The sequence below is a fragment of the Paenibacillus sp. SC116 genome, assembly GCF_024733555.1.
Lineage (GTDB): Bacteria > Bacillota > Bacilli > Paenibacillales > Paenibacillaceae > Paenibacillus_B.
Map to the genome: position 1 here is coordinate 21913 of NZ_JANIOF010000010.1, position 13782 is coordinate 35694.

The 13782-nt window shown below is 46.9% G+C and carries 14 protein-coding genes, 1 pseudogene and 1 riboswitch; all 15 genes and pseudogenes read right to left on the minus strand.

All coding sequences use genetic code 11. The features are described 5' to 3' along the window. Nucleotides 1–166: 166 nt before the first annotated feature. The 15 genes and pseudogenes from spoIIE to spoVT all read right to left on the minus strand — a co-directional run bounded on the left by spoIIE (nt 167) and on the right by spoVT (nt 13742). On the minus strand, nt 167–2668 hold the full coding sequence (gene spoIIE, locus NQ117_RS23225) for a stage II sporulation protein E (RefSeq protein ID WP_258280396.1): 2502 nt from the start codon (nt 2666–2668) through the stop codon (nt 167–169). Between the two features lie 534 nt (nt 2669–3202). Continuing rightward, complete coding sequence (locus tag NQ117_RS23230) at nt 3203–3697, minus strand: S1 domain-containing RNA-binding protein (protein ID WP_258280397.1); 495 nt, start codon at nt 3695–3697, stop codon at nt 3203–3205. A 183-nt stretch (nt 3698–3880) separates the two neighbouring features. Next, a complete protein-coding gene (locus tag NQ117_RS23235) occupies nt 3881–4249 on the minus strand; it encodes an FtsB family cell division protein (protein ID WP_258280398.1) in 369 nt (122 codons plus the stop codon). Nucleotides 4250–4263: 14 nt separating this feature from the next. Further along, entirely contained in the window at nt 4264–4932 is a 669-nt protein-coding gene (gene yabQ, locus NQ117_RS23240; RefSeq protein WP_258280399.1) for a spore cortex biosynthesis protein YabQ, read from the minus strand. Beyond that, nucleotides 4929–5213, minus strand: a complete 285-nt coding sequence (gene yabP, locus NQ117_RS23245) for a sporulation protein YabP (RefSeq protein ID WP_028595190.1) — start codon at nt 5211–5213, stop codon at nt 4929–4931. Before yabP ends, yabQ begins: the two co-directional genes overlap by 4 nt. A 111-nt stretch (nt 5214–5324) precedes the next feature. Beyond that, nucleotides 5325–5816 carry a preQ(1) synthase gene (gene queF, locus NQ117_RS23250; RefSeq protein WP_192026949.1) on the minus strand — a complete coding sequence of 164 codons (492 nt, stop codon included), beginning with the start codon at nt 5814–5816 and terminating at the stop codon, nt 5325–5327. Between the two features lie 68 nt (nt 5817–5884). Then, nucleotides 5885–6652 (minus strand): 7-carboxy-7-deazaguanine synthase QueE, encoded by a 768-nt coding sequence (gene queE / locus NQ117_RS23255; protein WP_258280400.1) that lies wholly within the window; start codon nt 6650–6652, stop codon nt 5885–5887. Next, nucleotides 6649–7137 carry a 6-carboxytetrahydropterin synthase QueD gene (gene queD / locus NQ117_RS23260; RefSeq protein ID WP_258280401.1) on the minus strand — a complete coding sequence of 163 codons (489 nt, stop codon included), beginning with the start codon at nt 7135–7137 and terminating at the stop codon, nt 6649–6651. The genes queE and queD overlap by 4 nt, the downstream gene beginning before the upstream one ends. 80 nt (nt 7138–7217) lie before the next feature. Continuing rightward, nucleotides 7218–7862, minus strand: a pseudogene (gene queC / locus NQ117_RS23265) (7-cyano-7-deazaguanine synthase QueC); the annotation flags it as partial. Between the two features lie 153 nt (nt 7863–8015). After that, nucleotides 8016–8059: riboswitch (PreQ1 riboswitch) on the minus strand. Between the two features lie 34 nt (nt 8060–8093). Continuing rightward, nucleotides 8094–8552 carry a hypothetical protein gene (locus NQ117_RS23270; protein ID WP_258280402.1) on the minus strand — a complete coding sequence of 153 codons (459 nt, stop codon included), beginning with the start codon at nt 8550–8552 and terminating at the stop codon, nt 8094–8096. Nucleotides 8553–8714: 162 nt separating this feature from the next. Next, on the minus strand, nt 8715–8993 hold the full coding sequence (locus tag NQ117_RS23275) for an RNA-binding S4 domain-containing protein (RefSeq protein ID WP_258280403.1): 279 nt from the start codon (nt 8991–8993) through the stop codon (nt 8715–8717). Beyond that, nucleotides 8993–9265, minus strand: coding sequence for an HU family DNA-binding protein (locus NQ117_RS23280; RefSeq protein WP_028595195.1), 273 nt, complete (start codon nt 9263–9265; stop codon nt 8993–8995). Before NQ117_RS23280 ends, NQ117_RS23275 begins: the two co-directional genes overlap by 1 nt. Before the next feature lie 201 nt (nt 9266–9466). Continuing rightward, complete coding sequence (gene yabN / locus NQ117_RS23285; protein ID WP_258280404.1) at nt 9467–10957, minus strand: bifunctional methyltransferase/pyrophosphohydrolase YabN; 1491 nt, start codon at nt 10955–10957, stop codon at nt 9467–9469. A gap of 170 nt (nt 10958–11127) precedes the next feature. Next, on the minus strand, nt 11128–12783 hold the full coding sequence (locus tag NQ117_RS23290) for a putative polysaccharide biosynthesis protein (RefSeq protein WP_258280405.1): 1656 nt from the start codon (nt 12781–12783) through the stop codon (nt 11128–11130). A 416-nt stretch (nt 12784–13199) separates the two neighbouring features. Continuing rightward, a complete protein-coding gene (gene spoVT, locus NQ117_RS23295; protein ID WP_258280406.1) occupies nt 13200–13742 on the minus strand; it encodes a stage V sporulation protein T in 543 nt (180 codons plus the stop codon). Nucleotides 13743–13782: the final 40 nt, after the last annotated feature.

Below are 13782 nucleotides of genomic sequence, written 5' to 3' on the forward strand. Positions count from 1 at the left end.
TCTATTACGCTACTAGTGTTGCCGATTAGAGAGAGCTTTAACCTTATATCACCTCATGTTTATCGCATTTAGACATACTATTGAATGAGTATCTTACTAATTTCTCTAGCAATTTCACCTCAATTCTATTCATTTTTGCAGCCATTTTTCGTTTGGTCTAAAATATCTAGCTTACTGTAAGCGGTCGTTCAAACTGTTTTTCCCCTCCTGTCCATTGCAGCGTCGCCCATTGCGGTATATGACGGTCTAGCCGCGCGACAACTACGGTCATATCATCAATAATTTGTCCTTTTGAAAATCGAACAACGGTATCCAGCAATACATCCGCAATTTGCTGTGGATCATCCGTCTCCAGCTCGGCAATAAGCCGTTTCAGCCAAATATCTTTATTCAGAGCCGGGCCCGGGGCATCATATACACCATCTGACATCATAATGAGCAGATCTCCTGGCTTCAATGTCATGTGCATAGCTTCTACATCTATATCTTGTAAAATACCGAGCGGCAAATTGCCGATCGCCACCGCATGAACATCTCCTCCACTCTTCACAAAGCTTGGTATAGAACCGCTTTTCATTAAGGTAGTTTGTGCAGAATATAGATCGATGACAGCAAGATCTACCGTAGCATATACCTCCTCTGGTGAACGCACCATTAGAATCGAGTTCACGGATTGAATGGCTAGCTTCTCATCCATACCAGACTGCAGCAACTGAGACAACACGGTTAAGGCCGTACTACTCTCTAATTGGGCTCTCTCCCCATTTCCCATCCCATCACTCAAGGCGACTGCATATTTCCCTCCACCGAGTTCAACAGCATGATGGCTGTCTCCAGACAATATTCCTCCCCCTTTGGCTGCTGCTGCTACACCCACAGCTACTTCGAATGATTTTGCTGATACAAATGTAACAAGTCCTTCTCCTTCCACGGTAGTCGATCGCTCATCTCGAACCGATATTTGTTCACCCAAAATATCCGATAATAAAGGCGCAATTAATTTACGGCATTCATCATATCCTTCCGTGAATGAATGTACCATTTCAATTTCCACATGGCCCCTATCAAGCGATAGAATATCTACATGATGTACAGACAGGCCTAACTCCTCCATCGCATGCCGGATCTGTTCCTCCTGCATAAACATTTCTCGCCCTTCCCGCTGTATCTCTTGCGCAAGATCATCCATCACTTTGGACACGCCTGCTAACTGCTCAGACACGAACGTACGGCTGTCTTGAATTTGCTTGCGCCACACTTGATCGGATCGATAGCGCTCCACTTGATCCTTCATGACGTGCAGCACTTGTCCTGTTTTCGGGCAAGCATCTTTCCATCGTTTCGGAATTTGCCTTTCACGGAAATCCGGATCCTCCTCCACGGCATGCAGCATTTCATTCATCCATGTTACGGTTTGCAAATACTTACTGCTCCAGCAAGCATTTTGACGCGGGCAGCCACTGCATGTCTTATCGCATGCAGCCGCGATGAACGAATTGTATTCCTCCTCCTTACGGCGCATTTCTCCATATCCCGTCAGCTGATTGAAGCTTTTGGATAACTGCTGGAATAACTCAGAGAACTGCATGACACGTTCAGCAGTCATATCTCGGACTCTTTTGGCATATTCATGTTGGGACTTAAGATGTTCCTGTGTCCCAGGGATATATTTCGCTAGGGTAAGGGTTAATCCACGCGGAGTAAGCAGGAATAGGGCGGCGGCAGCGATCGTTTCCCAAGTTGAAGTAAGTGCCCCATTGGCTGGGCCTAAATAAACGGACAAGATGGCAGTCCCTAGAAGCATGCCGAACGCGACTGCCCAGCGCCGGCCTTCTCTCATTAAACCAGCTAACAAGCCGGCAAATGCCAGTAAGCTCATCTGCATCATTGAACCTGGTGCGGCTAGACTCAAAATAAGCCCTAATACAACGCCGACAGATGCGCCCAATGGTGCTCCACCAACAAAGGCAAAGAGCATGACGAGGTAACGGGATAACACGTGGTCAACTTGGAGCCCTTGTATAATCCAGCCCACAGCTCCTGTCATTAATGAGGCGAGTAAAATCATCAGGCAGATAACCTCGTCTATACGAAGGGTGTAGTTACGCTTAGATAGCGTGAGGACAGGAAGCGCTTGAACAAATACAAGCGTAAGCATAAAACCGAGCATTGCATCTGTAACATCCATCGTAAACCCATACCAGGTGAAGCGATCCACAACAAACGTCATAAACAAGTGAACCAATAAGTTAGCACCGAACACCATAAACGGTGCATAGTTCAATTCAGATTTCTCATAGGCCTTTAAGCCACGCTGCAAAAGTACAATAACGAGAAGCTGCATCGCGATCATGACAGTCGTCGGTTCTGAAGCGAACAAGCTGCCCGCCAGCACAGCTGTCCCGCTCCATATCGCCATTTCTGGTCTAGTAAAATACATAACCGCAAAGAAGGCAGAAGCAAACGGGAACAAGTCTTCTAAAATGACAGCCCTTCCTAGTAAAAACCCAACACATAGAATGATAATGGTCCATTTGCGTGTGCCGATCAATTGCTTGAACCGTTCATAACGCCAACGGTTAGCCCCGGCTTCCAATGTAGTAGCATGCTGCTGGAATGCCTCATTCAATCTATTAACTGGAAAAGGAATCACTTTCGTCTTGCTCATGTTCGATGCACCACCTAATCTCTTAATTTGTGTCTCTTATTATAGATAGACAAATAGGAAACGTTTGTCAGAACATGATCCTATATTCCAAAAAGTTTCCGACACGTACTGAGCCGCTTGCGCGCGGCCGTCGATTATAGATGCGTCAAGGGATTATAGCCCTCACCCAATACACGATGCCTTATGAAGGCGCTGACTGTTTGTCGCAATTCGCTTCACCCTTGAACAGTAAAACGCCCCTATCTTGCAAATTATCAAGGGAGAAGCTGTCGCAAAGAGCGAGCAGGGCGACAAAAGTAGTGTTGTGACATTTTGTCACCGCTCTACTTGTCGTTACTTTTACATGTAGACGGGAGGTTTCCCTATAAAGTGCCCCACGATAGGGCGCATCACATATTTTTGGTTATTCATGTAAAGTCCTGTTACAACTGTCGTTCGCAGAAGAACAAGCGAAAAAATAAGAAAAAACCGCTGAGGGCATAATCCCTCAGCGGTTCTGTGTGTTATATATGGAATGCGGTAAGCTAAACCGAACTACACTCGGCGAGCGCCACGGCCACCGCGTTTGCCTTCTGTGTTCTTCTTGAGCGATGAAATGCGCTCTTCGCTGTCTTTAAGGAAACGTGACATTTTATCCTCAAAAGAAGGGGTGTTATATGACGGTCTACGTCCTCCCCGATCCCGATTCCCAAATCCTCCTGGTCTTCCTCCGCCTTCTCTGCCGCCGCCGCCACTTGGACGATCCATACGTGGACCTCTTGGTGGTCGTTGCTGCTGCTGTTCAGATGCAGGTTTATCGACCGCTTGCTTAATAGACAAACCGATCTTACCGTCCTTATCGACGTTAATAACTTTGACCATAACGACATCGTCGATCTTCAGATGGTCATTGACGTCCTTGACGTAGTTATCGGCAATCTCAGAGATGTGAACCAGTCCCGTGACACCTCCCGACAGATCAACGAACGCTCCGAAATGCGTAATGCCTGTCACTTTGCCTTCTAACTTGGTGCCCACTTCAATTGTCATAGAATAAAACGTTCCTCCCTTAAAATGTTAAACGATACATTGCTCTGAATAACCAGAACCTCCGCTCACTGTAAATTCATCTGAACAAAGAGATCTGTATATCATATGCAAAGTACAGCTTATGTCGTGATTATACTGTAATGGCGCAAGTTTGGTCAACTGACGCATGTCCTGATTGTGAGCCTATTCTTCTTCAGTACGGATTAATCGCTCATCTGGCAAAGTCATACCTTTGCTGCGTGCGATATCAAGTAAATACTCTGGATCATCTAGTCGATTCACTTCATGTTGAAGATCATTGCGAATCTGTTCTGCTTTCTTTTTCTCAACCTCATTCTGGGCATACTCTTTCTGCATATCCTCCAATTGGAAAACCTGACTGACATACGTATACCCTGCCCAACCCAAGAACACGACCATGAACAACAGCCACAGTTGAAGACGGCGCTTCACTGTCTTATGCACACCAGAAGGTGCCCCCGTATTGGATCTGTTCGATGTCATTCGTGGTGTTGAACGGCTGCTTTTATTATCTTTCCGGTAGTCTCGCATAGGTTGTCCCCCTTTCAAGCTTGGTTGTTCCGGTTAGGCCAGTTGCGCAATCGATTCCAGCATTTTGCACACCATGTTGTTGCTCGTCTGCACAATTGTGAAGCAGCTCTTACCTTTCTTCCCCCATATTGCTTAAGACGAATCAGTCGCTCAGTCATACCAAGGCGACGCCATACCGGCTCTACAAGCGGGCGCAATAACCATTGCAGGAGCCACCATAAGGGCTGAATACATTTTAGCATAACTTTTCCGAGGAAAGTAGCCGCCTTTACCAATATACGGAATATATAATATATGAAAAACAAGACCCCTTTCAAGGGGAGAAAGACCGTAATATATAGCAATTTTTGTATCATTCGCACGATTACTTTAATTGTTTGGACAAGCCAGTTTACAACAACAACCGTCATTCGGCTAAACAAAACGACATAAGCCCATCCACCAACAGCCAGCCCAAGTATGACATAGAACCGAAATTCTCCCTGATTGCCCTTAACGAGCATATGAAAGACGAACCAAGTCGCCACTATCCAGTATAGGATGTCCATAACGGGCAGTGTCCATCGAGGAAAGCGAAGTTGTCCTGCAACAACACGAATAGCATCATAGGCGATGCCAAGTGTAATCCCGCTAATGAACATAAATAGCATCGTTATCCACTGGTTATGTAGAGAGAGGCTCACTTAAATAACTTCCCAAAAAAGCCTTTTGATTTATCCGTTTGATTCGCATCCAAATAGGTCAGGGAGTTGACCACGCCTTCGATCGCTACAAGGCCTTGTTCCAAGCTCAAATTCTTAATATGAAGATTATGACCCTTAATCGTCAAGAATCCGCTGTCGGTCTCCAGCAGAAACTCCTCACTATCAAAGCTTTCGACATTACTAACGCCACTTATTTCTAATACTTTTCGATTCATCATCTTAATTTCTTGCCGCTTGCCAGCCTTGTTCGGTTCTAACATGGCATGTACCCCTCCTTCTCTTTACTAACCTATGAAGGAGGGGAGCGGAAATAGAACTGTTTGTCTATCTCATACCAAAAGCTGCAGCTATATAAGTTGAACGATACTACACTATCGATTATCGACCTTTTCAGGATATAGATCATGCTGCATCAAACGCTGCTCGGCCATCTGTTCATACTTCGTTCCGGGCTTACCATAGTTGCAGTAAGGATCTATAGAAATGCCTCCACGTGGTGTAAACTTGCCCCATACTTCTATATACCGTGGATCCATGAGCTTAATTAAGTCATTCATAATAATATTGACACAGTCTTCATGGAAATCACCTTGGTTGCGGAAACTAAACAAATACAATTTTAACGACTTGCTCTCTACACAGCGCTCATCCGCAATGTAGCTAATGTAAATGGTCGCAAAATCCGGCTGTCCTGTAATAGGACATAAGCTGGTGAACTCCGGACAGTTGAACTTGATGAAGTAGTCCCGATATGGGTGTTTATTTGGGAATGATTCTAGCACCTCTGGTGCATAAGTCGACTTATAAGTTGTATGTTGACCCAAGTGAGTTAATGGAAGCTCAGCTTCCGTACGTCCTGCCATTGTCATGATAATTCATACTCCTTTATTTATCGGAAATATTGCTTTGAAATTACAGACCACCTGTAAACCTATACCCCGCGCTTATTGCCCCATACAAGTGTATGCAGTTGGGGCAATACTCTAGCATCATTCAGCCTCGATTCTGCTGATACCTGCTCGATAAGCCATTCATAACGCCGCAGCAAGCTTTCTACTAACGCCATATCACCATCAGCCTGCACAGCGTCGTTACCCGTTTGCAGGACGAATGGTACGGCTGGGTAGCGCTCATGAACAGCGATGGCATAACAAATGTCCTCCTCATTGAATACGACAACTTTCAAGCATACCGCCGTTCGCTCAGCATCGGATAAATGATCCATGACTTCATCGAGCAGTTCCCAATTCGTTTCCATACCTGAACTAGGCGGTTTCGGTGACACCGTTACATCGTCTATCTCCGCAAGCCAAGGCTGCCACTTGGAGCCCTGCGTCTCGACAGCCGTGCGGATTCCTCGCTGTTGCAGAAGGCCGACAAGCTCACCAAGCTGCGGCAACAATGCTGGATTGCCACCAGATATCGTCACATGCGAAAATCGGTCAGCAGCTAGCTGCTGTAATTGCTCCCATACTTGTTCTGCTGTGAGCATCTGTATCTCATTTTTGGCGCTCCCGTCCCACGTAAATGCAGAATCGCACCAAGAACAACGATAATCACAGCCTGCTGTTCGCACAAACATCGTCTTTTGTCCAACAAGCAGGCCTTCCCCCTGTACGGTAGGACCGAATATCTCAAGTACAGGGAGGCGTACCTTCTGCTTCTCCCTATCTCGCAGCTCCCGTTCTAGCACACTCATTCCATCATCCACTCCCGTCTAGCTTCCGCATAGCTCGTCGGGGTTTCATACAAACGCACAAATTCTGTTCTGCCTCCTATACAACTGCTCTTGTATGGCTCTACGGCTAATGCAGCATCTATCTGCTCAAACAGCCAAATCACCATATTTTCTGCGGTCGTATTCATAGGCGGCAGCGTTTCATTTAAATAGCGGTGATCCAGATAAGGTTCGATCCGCTCTTTCCATATATGTTTAATGTCGCCGAAATCAAGCGCCAGACCAATGTCATTAATCATGCTGCTAATACCAAATTCGACTTTATACGTATGGCCATGCAGATTTTTGCACTTGCCCTCGTAAGCATGCAAATGATGTGCAGCATCAAAGGTAAATGCCTTGCTGACCATGACCCGCTTCTGCTTGTAACGCAACTGATGCTCCTCAATATCTACACCGTAGCGCTGAAGTTGATCAACAATATGAAATGCCCCTGGCTGTTTCATCGACCCGCCTCCACTGATTCCGCTGTAGTTGCAGCGCTCTCTTGGCCCTGCGGCTTTATCGTACATTCTTGCTCCTGGCCCCGCTCATTCAAATAAGCTTCCAAGCCAGCTCGACGCAATTTGCACGCTGGACACTCTCCACAGCCATCCCCAGCCAATCCTTCATAGCACGTAACCGTCTTTTCGCGGATGAAGTCAAGCGCCCCCAACTCATCTGCCATACGCCATGTTTGCGCCTTATCAAGCCACATGAGCGGCGTATGAATAACAAAGTTCGTATCCATCGATAAATTGAGCGTTACGTTTAATGACTTAATAAATACATCTCGACAGTCTGGATAACCGCTAAAGTCTGTTTCGCAAACACCTACAATTAGATGCTTAGCGCCTAATTGCTTCGCATAGACCGCTGCAAAGGAAATAAAGAGCAAGTTTCTCCCATCTACAAATGTATTCGGCAGTTCCCCATCTTCATGTTCAATTGCCATATCACTGCGTGTAAGTGCATTTGGGGCCAGCTGATTAAGCAGGGACATATCCAAAATACGATGTGGAATATTCAACTCCTCTGCGATGCGACTTGCATACTCCAGCTCCGTATGATGCCTTTGGCCATAGTCGAATGAAATAGCCTCAACTTCTTTAAATTGCTTCAATGCCCACCATAAGCAGGTGGTGCTGTCTTGACCGCCGCTAAAGACGACGACCGCTTTGTCTTGTTTCATCTTGATTGTCTCATCCTTTCGTTTCCCTCAATCGGTGAAAGGCAGACCTGCTATGTAAACGCAAAAAAGGAGATGCGCATCGCACATCTCCTTAAACTAAACGTCAACAAATATACAGCATGGATCCAAGTAAAATTTCACCCGTCCAGAGCTGTGGCCTTAGTTTTTTATAGAGGGAGATTGCGAACCTCTCCCGTACGAATTCGTACGGATTTGATGAAGTTGTAAGGGTCAGTATATCATACCCTTGCAATCATCTGCTACCCCTCTCAACCTTACACTGCGAATGTACTGTCTTGACGATCTGCTTGCTGCACAGGCAACGGATACGAAATCGATCATGACAAAAACTTCCGATCCTCTTCCAACAGACGTGATAAATAAAAGTGCAAGTAGGAAGATCAGGGCAATCGACGATTTTCGAGAAGCATAAAGCGTCCCTATTGCAATAAGAACAGGAGCAATCAACAAAACGAAGTAATAAGCAAACTCAGCTTGATATTGCTCAAATGATATGCCAAAAGCACCGTATACCCATCCCTCGCGAAAAACTGCCCATATTTCTTGCTGATAGGGGATCAGAACCGATGTCCCTAACAACAAAAACAGAACACTAACTAAAAAATTAAACCACAAAATAAAAAGGACAATTGAGTAAGATTTGGGCTTATCAAAAGTGATGTCAGTCATAGATGCTATCCACCCTCTCATTCAGGTTATGTATTGAGATGAAATTGTTACAACCCGCAAGTTTTCCATATAAATCCTACTATAGATTAATCCCAAAATAACAAAAAGGCAACCGTGAGCCGCCTTCCAACAGCATCACGATTGCCTCTATTCATTACTCATTTACCATCCAAAGTCATCTTGCTTTGGAATCGGTTCCTCTCGCAGCAGCGTATACATGCCAGCGGCCTCATCCTTCTTGGTCGTCTCTTGGAGACGCTCAACACGGATGGTTACGTATTTCTGCCCGAACTGAACCATAATTTCGTCGCCTACTTTTACGGTACTGCTAGGCTTCGCTTCGCGGCCATTCAACACAACGCGCCCTTGTCCAGATACATCCTTAGCAACAGTCCGTCGCTTGATGAGTCTAGATACTTTCAGGAACTTATCGAGTCTCATTACTTAACTGCTTCTTTAAGCTTGTTACCTGCTTTGAATGCAGGAATTGTGGATTCTGGGATCTCGATTGTTTTACCTGTTTGTGGGTTGCGACCAGTACGGCCAGCGCGTTTGCGAGTTTCGAATGTACCGAAGCCGATCAATTGAACTTTGTCACCTTTAACAAGTGCGTCAGTTACTTCGCCGAAGAAACCGTTCAATACTGCTTCTACGTCTTTCTTAGTCAAACCGCTTTTCGTTGCAATGTTGTTCACCAAATCTGTTTTGTTCATGTCTATTGGCCTCCCAATTTTTTAAATCAATAATAGAGTCGTTGCGGCAACCGCAGACCTGCAATCGTCTTTACTAACAAGCAATATGAAATACGTTGCATGTATGTATTCTTGCTTAATTAGTAAATTCCTCCCCAAGCACGGCACTTTTTCGAAATTTGACGAAAATTAAAGAATTATAAGAGCCAGCACTCGCTTGGATTACGATTCTATCAGTTTAGCCTCTTGCCACCACTTCTCCATTTCTAGTAAATCAGTCTGGTCAAAAGATTTTCCGTTTATACGAAGCTGATCTTCTATATAACGAAATCTTTTTACAAACTTGCGATTCGTGCCTGTAAGGGCTTCTTCAGGATCTCCCTCGATAAAGCGCGATACATTCACAGCAGCGAACAGCAAGTCGCCCAGCTCTAGCAGCGTATCCTCTTGACTTGTGTCGTCTGAAAGAATTGCCTCTCGCAATTCTTGCAATTCTTCAGCTACTTTGTCAAGTACATCTTCTACGCGCTCCCAATCAAATCCAACTTTTGATGCCTTCTTCTGGATTTTGTAAGCTTTCATAAGGGCTGGAATATCACGCGGTATACCGTCTAAAACGGACGCAGAAGCCTGATCGGTTCCCTTCAAACGCTTCTCTTCTGCCTTCATTTGCTCCCAATTTTTGAGCGCAGCTTCAGCATCATTCGCCGATTTGTCGCCAAACACATGCGGGTGACGGAAGAGCAGCTTTTCATTCAAACTCTGGATAACATCATACACCGTAAAACTTCCTACTTCTTCTTCCATCTGGGAGTGAAGCATAATTTGAAGCATTAGATCGCCAAGCTCCTCCTGCATCGCAGTCGGATCATCATCATCAATCGTCTCTAACACTTCATACGTTTCTTCGATCAAGTTCTTACGAATCGATTGATGGGTCTGCTCTTGATCCCATGGACAGCCATCTGGACTGCGCAAAATACCGATGATTTCATGCAATCGTTCAAAGGTCCTATTGCGCACCGCTTCATCTTCTGTACGCGGGACATATATGAGAGAAAGATTTCCATATCCTTCTACACGGTCCAGCTCATACAGCGGCACGCGAAGAATTTGTTCTGCTCCATGAATACCAAGTGCATGTCCTACAACGACCTCGTAGTCATCAGGGTATACTTCCATCAGACTGAGCTTTACATCTGAAGCCGTAAACATATCGTACACCTGTCCGATGACGATATGCAAACGGGGAGATAGAGACGCTGGATTTAGCATCGTTGCATCAAGCAATTGGAAACCATCGATGGGATCAAAGCCAAGTCGAACAAAGGCTTGATCAAGGAAGCTTTCTCCCCCAAGCACAGTTAATTCAATGCCTTGGGATGGACAGCGTTCAGACAATAGGCTGACCGTTGACTCCGCTACTCGCGGATGCCCCGGCACCGCGTAAACGATCGTTCCTTCAGTAGCACGCGCTTGCGCAATAAGTCGCTCAGCGATATCGTCGTATACCGCTGGGAAGCTGTCATGCTCCGTATATACACTATCAAAAGTTGTATATGAGATGCCTTCTGCACGGAGCCATTCGACAACAGGATGGTCTTCTGTTCGAAGGTATAGATGTGCTGCGTTGCGCAGCTGCCTTGCAATGCCAAGCGTCAGCTGGCTCTCGTCGCCGGAGCCTAGGCCGACGGCGATCAATTGTCCGCTCATCGTGAATGCAGCCTCCTTCTAGGGCTAAGGATAGTAGAAATAAGTTAAAACACGCGAAAGCGATGCACATGAGCTAATACGTAAGGACGAATCCCTGACGTTCTAGGATGTACGACGCTGCAGCGCGAGTTTCGTGCATTTGCTTAGGCTGTGGCGCATTGCACCACAGCCTATTTGACGCGTGTTAAGCGCGCAGCCAGCGCAGCTAGACGCTGGCCTACTTTAGGCAGTGCGGCAAGCTCAGCCGGCCGCACAAGCCGCAGCGTCACTGCGAGCGCGCCGAATAGAATCGCGCCGAGCAGGACGCCTATGGCGGTAGCGGCACTGGCACCGCCACGGCCGCCGCCGCAAAGGTGGGCAACCGCGCTGGCGGTTAGCCACACCGCGCCGCCCATAGCGGCTAGCGCCAGCGCTAAGCGCGCCGGGCCCCACGCCCATACGGCAGGGCCTGCGCCGCCTGCACGCGCAAGTGCGCGTGCTCCTAGCATCGCCGCAACCGTAAGCGATGCCAGCGCGGACAACGCCGCGCCTTCCAAGCCCAACGTCGGCACAAGCCAGACGTTCAGGCTCACCTTCACCAGCGCCGCTGCTAACAGATGCAGCGCTGGTGCAACCACTGCACCGACGCCCTGCAGCATCGCGGCACACACCGCCTGCAGGGCGCCTGGCAGCGCTGTGCAGGACACGAGCACGAATACAAGCGTGCCCTTGTCCTCCATATACAGCGCGGCGTTTACATGCGCCGCTAAGGCGGTCAATCCGACCGCAGAAGCAGCGGCAAGCAGCCACGTCCACTTCATCGCGGCCGCCGTCAAAGCTTGTACCTGCTTGGCGTCACCACTCCGCCGAGCCAACACAAGCGCTGGCACAAGACCAACGGCCAGCGAACTAGCGACCATCGTAACGAGCTGTACCAGTGGGAACGCTCGACTATACACACCGAGCTGTTCCATAGCCTCCATCTCACTCCAGCCACTGCTATGCAGCAAGCGTGGCAGTGTGAACGTATCCACCACATTCATCATAGGAACGACGATAGCACCAAGACATATGGGCAATGCAGTCCACGCAAGCCGCTTCATCCACAACCAAATTCCAGATACATTAAATACCGAAGTGATGATATTTGAATCAGAGCTTTCGCCTACCGCATGTATGTCCTGTACGGCTCGCCATCTTCTCCGGCCCATTGTAATTAGAAGTACAATAAAGGCAAACAATGCGCCTGCAAAGGAACCAAATGTCGCTCCTGCAGCCATTTCTGCTTCCGTCGACTCATAAATATATAAGAGAAACAGCAGCATGATCATGACGATGACACGAGCTGTTTGCTCAATAACCTGTGATACGGCGGTGGTTACCATGCGGCCACGGCCTTGATCATAACCGCGCAGAACCGCTAGCACCGGAAGAATCAGCATCGCGAATGAAGATGCTCGTATTGCTGCTTCTGTATGCATGTTTCCAATCCAACCTGCAAGCGTCCCTGCTCCCAAATACATCGCGATAAACCCAACAACACCAGAAATAGACATCATCATAAGGCCAGCAGCGGCTATTTGATATGAGCTTGTACGATCATGATCAGCTTCCGCATCCGCCACCAATCTAGCAACTGCGACAGGTATGCCTGCCGTCGCAATGACCGTTAATAAAATATAGAACGGGTAGACCGTGTTATAAATACCAAACACACCATCGCCCGCAATATTTTGCAGTGGAATCTTCTGCAGTGTCCCTAGCAGCTTGGAGGTAACTGTAGCCAAGCCCAGCAATAAGGCCCCCTGCACAACAACCCCTGTATGGGCCGTATGTTGTTCCTTCACGACCAATCACGCCTTTGATAAAGTTCGAATCATTTCGTGAAGTATTATAAGCATTTAATATGCCCAAGTCCACCAACGATACCTTTATAGGAGAGATTAGCTGTAGTAATGAGCTGAGCAACGCATCTGCATGTGTTCTTATCTTCAAGATGTGTCAGTACGGACACCTTTATACGTGTGCCCTTCTAAATCGCTCTAACTAAGCATCATTGAAGCCCCGCTGTACACTGCACTTACTATCAACGATCCAAAAAAATTACGCCTTTTTGTTCCCCTTAACGTGAAAAAACCCCCGCCGTATTAACGTTTTCGCATGCGCTCACGTTTTACGACAAGGAGTCTTTATCGCTTAAGTATAGGTTGAACCACTCATCATGCAAGATGCGAGTGTTTCTGGCTGTTTCATAAGATGAATCTTATTGTTCCATTTGCTTGCCCAAGAAAGCAGCAGCTGTTTCAGCCATTTTTTGTTCCATAAGTCCCATTTTTACAGACTCGTCTTTGTTCATCAATACAACTGTACCAATTGGGTCTCCACCGGAGATAATTGGAGCGATAACATAGGAAGACAACGCCTCACTGCCATCTTTTACAATTTCATAAGAACCAGCATTTGTTTCTGTAACTGTCTTGCGGTTTTCCATGCAGTTTTCCAACAACATGCCGATCTGCTTGTCCAAAAATTCTTTCTTGGATCCACCAGCCAATGTAATTACCGTATCACGGTCAGAAATAATTGTAATGTGGTTTGTGCTCTCATAAAGAGACTCTGCGTACTCCTTAGCGAAGTCGCCCAACTCACCGATTGGGGAGTATTTCTTCAAGATTACTTCTCCATCACGGTCAACGAAGATCTCAAGCGGATCTCCCTCGCGGATGCGCAACGTGCGACGAATTTCCTTAGGGATAACGACACGTCCAAGATCATCAATACGACGAACAATACCAGTAGCTTTCATGACATATATGCCTCGCTTTCACAATGTGTGTGGTTAGGAC

Coding starts and splice junctions, on each gene's coding strand:
- spoIIE (WP_258280396.1), bottom strand. CDS start 2,668: ATGAGCAAGACGAAAGTGATTCCTTTTCCAGTTAATAGATTGAATGAG.
- NQ117_RS23230 (WP_258280397.1), bottom strand. CDS start 3,697: ATGACAATTGAAGTGGGCACCAAGTTAGAAGGCAAAGTGACAGGCATT.
- NQ117_RS23235 (WP_258280398.1), bottom strand. CDS start 4,249: ATGCGAGACTACCGGAAAGATAATAAAAGCAGCCGTTCAACACCACGA.
- yabP (WP_028595190.1), bottom strand. CDS start 5,213: ATGTTAGAACCGAACAAGGCTGGCAAGCGGCAAGAAATTAAGATGATG.
- queF (WP_192026949.1), bottom strand. CDS start 5,816: ATGGCAGGACGTACGGAAGCTGAGCTTCCATTAACTCACTTGGGTCAA.
- queE (WP_258280400.1), bottom strand. CDS start 6,652: ATGAGTGTGCTAGAACGGGAGCTGCGAGATAGGGAGAAGCAGAAGGTA.
- queD (WP_258280401.1), bottom strand. CDS start 7,137: ATGAAACAGCCAGGGGCATTTCATATTGTTGATCAACTTCAGCGCTAC.
- NQ117_RS23270 (WP_258280402.1), bottom strand. CDS start 8,552: ATGACTGACATCACTTTTGATAAGCCCAAATCTTACTCAATTGTCCTT.
- NQ117_RS23275 (WP_258280403.1), bottom strand. CDS start 8,993: ATGAGACTCGATAAGTTCCTGAAAGTATCTAGACTCATCAAGCGACGG.
- NQ117_RS23280 (WP_028595195.1), bottom strand. CDS start 9,265: ATGAACAAAACAGATTTGGTGAACAACATTGCAACGAAAAGCGGTTTG.
- yabN (WP_258280404.1), bottom strand. CDS start 10,957: ATGAGCGGACAATTGATCGCCGTCGGCCTAGGCTCCGGCGACGAGAGC.
- spoVT (WP_258280406.1), bottom strand. CDS start 13,742: ATGAAAGCTACTGGTATTGTTCGTCGTATTGATGATCTTGGACGTGTC.